The organism is Aurantiacibacter xanthus, from assembly GCF_003584015.1.
Lineage (GTDB): Bacteria > Pseudomonadota > Alphaproteobacteria > Sphingomonadales > Sphingomonadaceae > Alteraurantiacibacter > Alteraurantiacibacter xanthus.
The window spans coordinates 1-10,725 of sequence record NZ_QXFM01000092.1 but is presented as its reverse complement, the minus strand read 5'-3'; the positions used below and the strand labels follow the sequence as shown (position 1 = coordinate 10,725).

Below are 10,725 nucleotides of genomic sequence, written 5' to 3'. Positions count from 1 at the left end.
CTGATCGCGCCGCCCGTATCCTGCGCCACCCACAGGCCATTGGCGACGTCGCGGCGCGCCCCAGAAGGTGTCGAAGCGGTTGGCACCCCTGATCGCGCCGCCCGTATCCTGCGCCACCCACAGGCCATTGGCGACGTCGCGGTCGGTCTCAAGCAACACCGGCGCGCCATAGGGGACGAACTTCGGATCGACCGCCACCGAGCTGTGCCCGCGCACCGGCACCCCCAGCGAACCGAGCGGGCCATCGCCCTCCAGCACACGGAAAAACACCCAGCTGCGGTTCTCGCGCATCAGCGCCGCGCCGTCCTGCGGGTGCTCGCGGATATATTGCATGATGCCCTGCATCGAGCCCGAATACTGCCCCGGACCGCTCCCCAGCAGCCCACGCGCGCGCATCAGCCCGCCGATGCCGGTGTAGGCATGTCCGTTCTGCCCGGCATAGCCGATGCGGATGATCTCGCCCTCTGGCGTGCGCAGGCGGCCCGAGCCCTGAATCTGGAGGAAGAACAGCTCCACCGGGTCCGCCGCCCAGCCGATCTCCAGCCCGCGCCCGGCAAGCGCGCCCCGTTCGATCTCGGCACGGTCATAGTAAGGGACGCAGGAGCCCGTCGCTGTGCGGCGCGAAAGCGGCGGGTTGCCGACCTTCTCGCTTGCAGGCGTACCGTCGCGCCAGCAGCGCACCAGATCGTCGGGAACGCCATAGACCGGCGCTTCATAGCCGGGGCGGCGGGTGCGGCTGCCGCGAATCTCGGGTTCGAAATAGCCGGTGGCATAGGCCTTGCCGTCGCCCACACGCACCGGACGGAAATAGCGTCCGAAAAAGGCGGTCGCCTGCTCGCGCGGCCACGTGGCGGCGGCGGCGCAGGGCGCTTCCCAGTCGCTGGTGCGGGTGAGGCCCGAGGCATCCTCGCGGCGCAACGCGAAGTTGCACGAGGCGGAGAAGCTGGCGAGCGCGGCAGTGGCATCCTCGGGATCGACCCGCACCGAAGCAGGCAGGCTGGCGCGCACGGCCCCGAGCAAAGCGGCATTGGCAGCCACAGGCGCGGCAGGACCGCCGGGCTGGCCGGGGTGCGAGGGCACCATGGCACAGCCAGCCAGAGCGGCAGACAGGATCAGGCCAGAAAGAAAGCGGGGCGCGAGGGACACGCCCTGCCGATTATCAGCCGACGTCGGTTTCGTCGAGCAGCCAGTCAGGCCCGGTGGCATTCACATTGCGGGTGAAGGTCCACACATCGCGGCTTTCCACCGCATCGTCGAGCGAGCCGGCGATCATGGTGCCATCCTTGTCGCGCGTGAGCGAGGCAATGTCCGACACGAATCGCACCGAAATGCGCGCCGTGCGACCATCGAGCATGGCCGAATGAATGGTCGAATCCTCGATCCGAATCAGCCGGTTGTCGAGCACATGGCCAGCAGCCTCACGCTCGGCAATGGCGGCATCGAAGCTGGCATAGACATCGTCGTCGCACAGCTGGCGCAGTTCCTCGCGGTCGCCGCGCCAGAAGGCTTCGAGCACCATCCGGTAAGCGCCGCGCGCACCTTCGAGGAAGGGGAGCAACTGAAACGTACGGTCAGCCGCGGCGATATCGCGCAGGCCGCGTTCGATCGCGGGCGCGAAGCCGCCGGTGAGGTTTTCCACCCGCGGAGCCTCTGCCTGCGGGACCGCCTGAGCCTGCGGGGGCGCGGCATCTTCGGGCCGCTCGAACCGGTTCGCCACCATCTCTTCCTCATGCTCGGCCCGGCGGCCAAGCACCGAATAGAGCCGCATGCCGAGAAAGGCGGCGATCATGGCGAGGATGATGATTTCAGGTATCACACGAATTGTCCCGCAGCGGTCGCAGGCGTCAAACGCGCCTGCCGTCTCCTTAATTGGCTATTGTGTAGCAGATAGTGCCCAATATCAAATGAACAACCGCCAGAAGGCCCAATTCGGCCCGATGCACGCGCATTTCGACCGGGCGTGTGCCGGATGCGTTGCGGCGCGCCCGCAGTGCTGCTAGTCGCACGCGCCAGATCAACCGGGCGAGGCCCGCCCCATGCTTCCTTGCATGGGCCACCTCGGCAGCAGACTTGAGAGACCCTAAACATGGCCGATGAAGGCAACGTCCTGTCCAACCTTGGCACCGCCCCCAATGGCGCTGACAACCAGCCGGTCGCCGGCGTGATTTCGCAGTATGTGAAGGATCTCTCGGTCGAGAACCCGAAAGCCCCGGAAAGCTTCAACTGGCGCAGCCAGCCCGAAATGGACGTGCAGTTCAACATCGGCGCGAACAAGGTCAGCGACGAGGTCACCGAGGTCGAGCTGCGCATCACCGCCACCAGCAAGACGGCTGAGGGCGTCGCCTATATCGTCGAGCTGAGCTATTGCGGCCTGATCGGCATGCGCAATATGCCTGACGAGCAGATGCACGCCTTCACCTATGCCGAAGCGCCGCGCATCCTGTTCCCCTTCGCCCGCCGGGTGATTGCCGACGCCGTGCGCGATGCCGGCTTTGCCCCGCTGCTGCTCGACCCGATCGACTTCAACGGCCTCTACATCCAGCAGCTTGCCCAGCGGCGCGCCGAGGAAGGCGCCGCAGCCCCGGCTCCGGCCACCACCGAACCGAGCGGCGAGGCCTGATAGCCTTTTTGCGGGGAGCGGGCCGATGAGCCTGGTTCGCAACGTCGGCACCATCGGCAGCCTCACGCTGCTGAGCCGCATCTTCGGCTTCGTCCGCGACATGCTGCTGGCCCGCGCGCTTGGCGCCGGGCTGGCGGCGGATGCCTGGCAACTGGCCTTCACCCTCCCCAACACCTTCCGGCGACTGTTTGCCGAGGGCGCCTTCTCGGTGGCCTTCGTGCCGATGTACACGCGCCGCCTGCACGACCTCGATGGCGACGGCGATCTCGGCAATGGCCCGGATGCACGGCAGGAAGCCGCCGACCAGTTCGCCAGCGATGTCTTGTCCGTGTTCGTCTGGGTGCTGCTCGGCTTCTCGGCCCTGTGCATGATCGCCATGCCGGGGATCGTCTGGCTGCTCGCCCGCGAATATCAGTCCGTGCCGGGCAAGTTCGAGCTGGCCGTGGTACTCAGCCGCGTCACCTTCCCCTATCTCGCACTGGTGAGTCTGGTGGCGATGCTGTCGGGCGTGCTCAATGCGCGCTCGAAATTCGCGCCGGGGGCGGTGGTGCCGGTGCTGCTCAACATCGTGATGATCGGCGGCATTCTCATCGGCTGGTATCTGCGCGGCGACAACGGCGATGACACGATCGTCGCCTGGGCACTGGCAATTTCGCTGGCGCTCGCGGGAGTGGCGCAACTGGCCTACATGATGTGGGCCTCGCGCCGCGCCGGGGTTCGGCTCAAGGTGAGCGCGCCGAAGTTTACCCCTGAGGTGAAGCGGCTTGGCAAGCTGATCCTGCCCGCCACCTTCGGCGCGGGGATTTACCAGATCAGCCAGCTGGTCGACACCTTCTTCGCCACCAGCCTGCCGCAGGGCTCGCTGACGCTGCTCAAGATGGCCGACCGGCTCAACCAGATGCCGCTGGGCGTGTTCGGCATTGCGCTCGGCACCGCGATCCTGCCGATGCTGGCGCGCCATATCCAGACCGGCAACGCCCGCGAGGCCCAGCGCCTGCAGGAAAACGCGGTCGAGATCGCGACGCTGCTGTGCCTGCCCTGCGTGGTCGCGCTGGCGATCTGCGCCGAGGCTTTCACCACCGGCATCTTCGCAGGCGGCAAGATGACGCTCGAAGATACGCAGCTGATGGGCCGGATCGTGATCGCGCTGGTGGCGGGCCTGCCCGCCTATGTGCTGATCAAGGTGTTCCAGCCCGCGTTCTTCAGCCGCGAGGACACCCGCACGCCGGTGTTCGTCGCCGCTGGAGCGCTCACCATCAACATCGCGCTCAATTTCTGGGTGGTGCCGCGTTACGGGATCGTCGGCCTGGCGGGCGCGACCGCTTTTACCGCCTCGCTGAACGTCGCTTGCCTCTACACCATCCTGCAGCTGCGCGGGTGGTTCCACTTCTCGGCCAAGCTTGCGGGCCGTATCGCCCGCCAACTGGCGGCATGCGCGGTGATGGGCGCGGCGCTATGGTTCATGACCCCGGCGCTGGAGCCATGGTGGTCGGGCGAGGCGCTGGGGCGGATCATGGCGCTCAGCGCCTTGGTGGCGGGCGGCGGGATCGTCTTCTTCGCCGCCGCCTTCGTGCTCGGCGCGCTCGACAAGGATCTGATCGCGCAGCTCAAGCGCAAGCGCGCCAGAAGCTGAGTCTTTCCTGACGGGCGAATCCTGCTATGGCGCGCGCGATGGAAACCAACCTGCAAACCTGCATCACGGCCCGCATCGGCCGGGGAGCCTGGGCTTGGCGAGGCTGCCCCTCCACGCGCACCGCGCGCTGATCCTGTGCGCCCGGCAGCATCACGCCGGGCTCTATTCCTGCCAGTTTCCTAATTCGAAAGACCTGACCCCATGCGTATCGTATCCGGCATTCAGCCCACCGGCTCGCTTCACCTCGGCAATTATCTCGGCGCCATCCGCAACTGGGTGCGGATGCAGGACGACCTCGCCACAGGTAACGGCGACAACGGCCAGTGCCTGTTCTTCCTCGCCGACCTCCACGCCATCTCGATGCCGCACGAACCGGCAGCCCTGCACGCCGCCACTTTGGAGATGACCGCGGTGCTCACCGCCTGCGGGATCGATTCGTCGCGCTCGATCCTGTTCAATCAGGCGCAGGTGCCCGCCCATGCCGAGCTGCAATGGCTGCTCAACGGCACGGCCCGGATGGGCTGGCTGAACCGCATGACGCAGTGGAAGGACAAGGCGGGCAAGAACCGCGAAGGCGCCAGCGCCGCCCTCTTCACCTACCCGGTGCTGCAGGCCGCCGACGTGCTGCTCTATCAGGCCACCCACGTCCCCGTGGGCGACGACCAGCGCCAGCACCTCGAACTGGCGCGCGACATCGCGCAGAAGTTCAACAACGACTTTGCCACTGAAGATGCCCCGGTCTTCACCCTGCCCGAGGCGATCACCCCGCCCGCCGCCGCGCGCATCATGAGCCTGCGCGATGGCTCGAAGAAGATGAGCAAGTCCGACCCTTCCGAAATGAGCCGGATCGAGCTGGCCGACGATGCCGATGCCATGGCGCAGAAGATCAAGAAGGCGAAGACCGACCCCGAGCCACTGCCAAGCGAAGTGGCAGGCCTTGAGGGCCGCCCAGAAGCGCTCAATCTGGTGACGATCTACTCCGCACTGGCCGACACCACGCCCGACGCCGTGCTGAGCCAGTTCGGCGGACAGGGCTTCGGCGCGTTCAAGCCTGCCCTGGCCGAGCTGCTGGTCGAAACCCTTGGCCCGGTGCGCGACAGGTTCGTCGAGCTGCGGCAGGACCGCGAAATGCTCGACGCGATCCTCGCGCGCGGGGCGGCACAGGCGCGCGAACTGGGCGTGCCCACGCTCGATGCGACCTACAAGGCGCTGGGACTCGTGCGCGGCTAACCGTTTGAATGAACGGGCGGCCGCCCAATGCGCCGCCCGTTCATTCAAGGCTCATTCAGCCCATCCTTGCCAGATACCGGTCTATCGTAGAAAAAAGGTCTGCCCGCTGGCCCATTGGCCCCGTGTAGCGCAGGCCGGAGTGAGAGACCCATGGCAAGTACAACCCTTCGTCGCTTCGTGAAGCTCGCCGCTGCGCCTCTGCTGGCGCTGGGGCTTTCCGCCTGCGCAACCTCGTTCAACGCCGACGTCAGCCGCTTCGAAAGCCAGCTGCCCGCTCCCGAGGGCCAGACCTTCGCGGTGGTGGCCGACGATCCGCAGCTGGCCGGCGGCCTCGAGTTCGCGCTCTATGCCGACTATGTCGAGGCGCAGATGGCGAAGCTTGGCTATACCCAGGCCGCCAATCCCGAAAGCGCCACGCTGCTGGTCCGCTTCGACTATGGCATCGATCAGGGCCGCGAGCGGGTCCGTTCGACCGGCTTCGCGCGCGATCCGTTCTACAACAGCTGGTATGGCTATTCGCGCCCCGTGGTCTTTCGCGGTTACGATGGCCGTCCGCGCGTCGCCTATGTACCCAGCCGCGCCTGGGGCTATGGCTGGTATGACCCGTTCTTCGGCGGCCCCGGCTATGGCGGCGTGGACAGCTACACCGTCTATACCAGCGGCATCGAGTTGAAGATCGACGACGCCAAGACCGGCGAACGGCTGTTCGAAGGCAAGGCCGAGGCGGCCTCGACCTCGAACCGCCTGCAATATCTGGTGCCGAATCTGGTCGAAGCCATGTTCACTGATTTCCCCGGCAACTCGGGCGAAACGGTGCGTATCTCGATCAAGCCGGAGAACCAGCCGGTTCAGCGCAACCAGGCCGGGTCCTAAGGCTGCGGCGGCGCGAGCTTCAGCGCAGCGGCGCGTAGTCGCGGGCCGCTGCGGCCACCGGCTGTTCGGAAATGCCGGTTGAGCCGAAGCCGCCCTCGCCGCGCACGGTCTCGTCCAGCTCTTCCACCTCGTCCCACTGCGCCAGCGTGACCGGGGCCAGCACCAGCTGGGCAATCCGGTCGCCGCGCTGGATCGGGAAGTTGTCCTCGCTCAGGTTGACGAGGATCACCTTCACCTCGCCGCGATAGTCGCTGTCGACAGTGCCGGGCGTGTTGGGAACCATGATCCCGTGCTTGAGCGCCAGCCCCGAACGCGGGCGCACCTGAATTTCGAACCCCGCAGGGATCGCCATGGCAAAGCCCGTGGCGACCGCATGGCGCATGCCAGGGCGCAGGATCACGTTTTCCGCCGCCACCACGTCCATCCCCGCGGCACCCGCCGTGGCATAGGCGGGCAGATCGAGCCCGTGACCATGCGGCAGGCGGCGGATACGGACGGGAACGGCATCAGACATCGGCGGTCAACTTCTCGGCAATTTTGGAGACAAGGCGGGTGGCGACGTCCTGTTTGCTCATCGGTTTCCACTCCTCGGCCTTGCCTTCGAGGATGAGGTGCACCTGATTGTCTTCGCCGCCCATCACATCGCCCGATACATCATTGGCGACGATCCAGTCGACCCCCTTGGCCTTACGTTTCTTGCGCGCGTTCTCGATCACGTTCTGCGTCTCGGCGGCAAAGCCGATCAGCAGGTCGGGCCGCTGCGGGCTCGCGGCAATGGTGGCGAGGATGTCGGGGTTTTCGGTAAGGATCAGCGCCGGCGGCGCAGAGGCGCGCTTCTTGAGCTTCTCATCGCGATAGTCACGCGGGCGCCAATCGGCCACCGCCGCCACCATCACCGCCGCATCGGCGGGCAGCGCGGCCTTGACCGCCTTCGCCATATCCTCGGCGCTTTCAACGTCGATCCGGTCGACCCCGAGCGGGGTGCGCAGGTTTACCGGGCCAGACACCAGCGTGACCCGCGCGCCCGCAGCGGCAGCGGCAGCGGCGATGGCATAGCCCTGCTTGCCCGAACTGCGGTTGGCGAGATAGCGCACCGGGTCGATCGGCTCGTGCGTCGGCCCGGCGGTGACGAGCACGTGCTTGCCATAGAGCGGGCGATGTTCGATCGCCTGCTCGAAGCCGGGCTGGCCTGCCAGCGGGTCGAAGCTGTCGAGCGCCTCGTCCAGCGCCAGCTCGCTCGGCGCGTCGAGCGGATTGAGAGCGGGCGCGTCGAGCGGGCGCGTGGGCGCTGCCGCCGCTTCGCCGTCAAAGGGTTGCGGCGCGCTCTGGCGGGCGTTGACCTCGTGGTTGATCGCCTCGCGGTCGGTCGGCGGGGCGGCCTTGGCAATGCCCTTCCTCGCCAGCAGCGATTCCGCATGGGAATAGTCGGGTTCGGGCAGATCGGAAGTCTCGGCAGGTTCGTCTGCGAGGCCCTCCTCCTCCTCACCGCCGCCACGGAACGAGCGCGGAATGATCGAGGCCAGCAGGCCCGAAAGCCCGCCCGGATAGTCGACACCGAGGTTGCCGTCCTCGTCTTCGTAGTCGATCCCCGCCGCGCGCGGATCGAGGCCGAGCATATCGGCAATCTCGCGCCAGACCATATCGGGATCTGGCAGACGGCCCGGTCCGAATTCGCCGCAGGCCATCTCGCCCATGTCGGGCTGCATCACCCGCACCCCGCTTTCGCGCAGGGTGTAGACGTTGCGCTCGGTCGCCTCGTGCTGCCACATCCGCACGTTCATCGCAGGCACGGCGAGCACAGGCTTGTTGGTGGCGAGAATCAGCGTGGTGGCGAGATCGTCGGCAATGCCGTGCGCCATCTTGGCCAGCAGGTTCGCCGTGGCCGGGCAGACAACCACCAAGTCGGCCTCGCGGGTAAGCTGGATATGGCCGATCTCGACCTCGTTCTTCAGATCCCACAAGGTGGTGTGGACCTGATTGCCCGACAGCGCGGCCAGCGCCATCGGGGTGACGAACTTCGCGCCGCTCTCGGTCAGCACGCAGGTGACATCGCCCCCGCCCTTGCGGATCAGGCGCACCAGTTCACACGACTTGTAAGCGGCAATTCCGCCGCCGATCACCAGCAGGATGCGTGGCTCTGCCATTGGCTGTTCGTGGCCCTCCTGGCCAAATCGCTGCATGTCAAAGACTAGTCACACGACCAGCATTTTTCCAGCCATGCCCGACTATGGTTAAATATGCCCTTAGTTGCCACTGGCAACCTTGCCGCGTGCTGCGGCCACCAGATCGGCCACCGCGCGCGGTGCAAAGGCCAGCCCGGCGGCATAGGCGGGCAATACGATCAGGATCCAGTAATAGTTCTCGACCCGCGCAAACAGCGCCATCATCGTGAAGAAGCCCACAAAGGCAAGGCAGGCAAAGCCCGCCCGCTTGCCGCCGAGCGAGGCCCAGCCCACCAGTGGCAGCACCGCCAGCGGAGCGGCGAGCCAGGTGGGCAGCATCAGCAAGGGAGTCATCCGCACCATCCCCATCAGCGGCAGCGCCGGTCCTGCGAGGGCTTTCCAGCCGGGCGAGGCAAGGCCTCCCTCCGTCACGGCCGCCGCCACGCCCAGCGAGTGCAGCCACAGGCCAAGCGCGAACAGCCCCACAAGGCCGGCCACCCAACCCGCCTCGCGCCAGCGCCGCGCCACCAGCGCCAGCACCAGCCACAAGAGCACGAACGGCAAGGCCAGCTCGCGCACCGCCAGCGCCATTGCGGCAAGGATCAGCGTTGGCCAGTAGTTGGTCGTGCGGTAGGACAGCAGCGCCAGCGTCAGCAGGATCCCCGCCACCGACTCATGCGACAGCGGCCCTTGCTTTACGAACAGGCTGGCCCCGCCCAGCAGCAGCGCAACGGCCCCCGCGACGCGTTCGGCAAGGCCGGTGCGATCCTGCGTCAGCGGCAGGTAAAGCCCGATCGACACCACCAGCATCCCCACCAGAATATGGCCCAGCGTGGTCAGCCCGAACAGGCTTTGCAGATAGGCCAGCGTCGGCAGGCGCACGGTGACAAAGGGTTTTACCGGATAACGGTTGGCGCGCTGCTCGGCGATGGCCGCCGCATAGTACCCCTCACCCGCATCGACGCGCTTGTGAATGCGGCGATAGAGTTCGTAGTCGCCGATGCCCTTCTTGCCGTTCTTCTGCGCCTTGGCCACCTGCGCCTGATTGGCGCCGGTGGTCATCTGCGGCACGGCCTGCGTGCTCCAGGCGAGCGCACCCACCAGCGCCAGCAGCACCGCCAGCGCCCCCAGCCGCGGCAAATGACGCAGCGGCCGCTCCAGCGCGCACCAGCGGGTCAGCCAGATCGCCGCCCCCCGCATTATCCGCGCGCCGAGTCCCACAGGCTGGTCAGCGCGCGCGGCACGAAGGCAAGGCCCACAAACCACAGCGGCATCACCACCAGCGCCCAGTAGAAGTTGTCGTCGCGCCCGAAGATCATGAACCCGAGCCCATAGCCGAGGCACAGCAGGAAGCCGGTGAGGCCCAGATTGCTGCGCCAGCCGGCCCAGCCGATCAGCGGGAGCAAGGCCAGCGGCGCGGCCAGCCAGGCAGGCAGCACCTGCAACGGGCTCGACACGATGATATTGCTGGTCAGGCCGCCCAGCCCGCGCAGCGCCAGCCAGCCCGGCGATACCGGATCGGCCGCGCTGGTGAGCCCGCCGACGACGCTGACATGCGCCACCAGACCGATCAGGAACACGCCGGCCAGCGCAGACCATGCGAAGGCCTCGGTCCGCCGACCGCGCACGAGCGCCATGGTCCCCATCAGGAACACATAGGGCAAGGCCAGTTCCCGCACGGCAAGCGCAGCACCGGCGAACACCAGCGCCCAGCCCCACTGGCCGGGTCGATAAAGACCAAGGCTGAGGGCCACGAACATGCCTGCCCATGCCTCGTGCAGGGCAAAGTAATGCGGCTTGAACCCGGCCAGCGCGCCAATCGCCACCAGTATGAGAATGGAGGTGCGATAGTCGCGCCCGCCCGGCTCGTTTTCCAGCCGGTCCCACCAGGCGATGAACACGGCCACGCCCAGCACGAAGGCCAGCGCCATCATCCCCCACGAGCCCAGATGGCCGCTGACCCATGCCAGCGTCGGCAGGCGCACGGTGATGCCCGGACGCACCGGGAAATCGCGCGCGCGCTGTTCCTCGATGGCCACGGCGTAATAGCTTTCGCCCTCGCCCACACGTTCGGCGATCCGGTCATAGAGCCGCAGATCGGAGTAACGCTCGTCGATCTCGCCGCTGGCCTTGCCCCCGGTGGTGAGGGCCGAGGCCGCGCTGGCCACGGCATTGCTCGGCGCGTCGTCGGGCACCGGCCTTGCGGT

Annotated in this window: 10 protein-coding genes; 4 read left to right on the top strand and 6 right to left on the bottom strand. The window is 67.0% G+C overall.

The features are described 5' to 3' along the window. Together mltA and D2V17_RS09920 are read right to left on the bottom strand one after the other, a co-directional pair. On the bottom strand, window positions 1-1,083 hold a 1,083-nt coding region (gene mltA, locus D2V17_RS09925; protein WP_119592821.1), incomplete at its 3' end, for a murein transglycosylase A. Between the two features lie 76 nt (window positions 1,084-1,159). After that, window positions 1,160-1,816 carry a Tim44/TimA family putative adaptor protein gene (locus D2V17_RS09920; protein WP_119592820.1) on the bottom strand — a complete coding sequence of 219 codons (657 nt, stop codon included), beginning with the start codon at window positions 1,814-1,816 and terminating at the stop codon, window positions 1,160-1,162. Between the two features lie 270 nt (window positions 1,817-2,086). Here D2V17_RS09920 and secB point away from each other — a divergent pair, with 270 nt between their 5' ends. From secB to D2V17_RS09900, 4 genes are all read left to right on the top strand, one after another. After that, window positions 2,087-2,620 carry a protein-export chaperone SecB gene (gene secB / locus D2V17_RS09915; protein WP_119592819.1) on the top strand — a complete coding sequence of 178 codons (534 nt, stop codon included), beginning with the start codon at window positions 2,087-2,089 and terminating at the stop codon, window positions 2,618-2,620. A 25-nt stretch (window positions 2,621-2,645) separates the two neighbouring features. Next, the gene (murJ, locus tag D2V17_RS09910; protein WP_119592818.1) at window positions 2,646-4,253 is read left to right on the top strand and encodes a murein biosynthesis integral membrane protein MurJ; all 1,608 of its coding nucleotides are present in this window, start codon (window positions 2,646-2,648) and stop codon (window positions 4,251-4,253) included. A 201-nt stretch (window positions 4,254-4,454) separates the two neighbouring features. Next, window positions 4,455-5,483, top strand: coding sequence for a tryptophan--tRNA ligase (gene trpS, locus D2V17_RS09905; protein ID WP_119592817.1), 1,029 nt, complete (start codon window positions 4,455-4,457; stop codon window positions 5,481-5,483). A 150-nt stretch (window positions 5,484-5,633) separates the two neighbouring features. Further along, on the top strand, window positions 5,634-6,356 hold the full coding sequence (locus D2V17_RS09900; protein ID WP_119592816.1) for a DUF4136 domain-containing protein: 723 nt from the start codon (window positions 5,634-5,636) through the stop codon (window positions 6,354-6,356). A gap of 19 nt (window positions 6,357-6,375) precedes the next feature. On the opposite strand, the gene dut is transcribed toward D2V17_RS09900, so the two are convergent. The 4 genes from dut to D2V17_RS21340 all read right to left on the bottom strand — a co-directional run. Continuing rightward, window positions 6,376-6,870: a dUTP diphosphatase gene (gene dut, locus D2V17_RS09895; RefSeq protein WP_119592815.1), complete on the bottom strand. Its 495-nt coding sequence runs from the start codon at window positions 6,868-6,870 to the stop codon at window positions 6,376-6,378. Further along, window positions 6,863-8,500: a bifunctional phosphopantothenoylcysteine decarboxylase/phosphopantothenate synthase gene (locus D2V17_RS09890; protein ID WP_119592822.1), complete on the bottom strand. Its 1,638-nt coding sequence runs from the start codon at window positions 8,498-8,500 to the stop codon at window positions 6,863-6,865. The genes dut and D2V17_RS09890 overlap by 8 nt, the downstream gene beginning before the upstream one ends. A 99-nt stretch (window positions 8,501-8,599) precedes the next feature. Beyond that, window positions 8,600-9,718, bottom strand: a complete 1,119-nt coding sequence (locus D2V17_RS09885) for a hypothetical protein (protein ID WP_119592814.1) — start codon at window positions 9,716-9,718, stop codon at window positions 8,600-8,602. Then, on the bottom strand, window positions 9,718-10,725 hold a 1,008-nt coding region (locus D2V17_RS21340; protein ID WP_119592813.1), incomplete at its 5' end, for a hypothetical protein. The genes D2V17_RS09885 and D2V17_RS21340, both read right to left, overlap by 1 nt.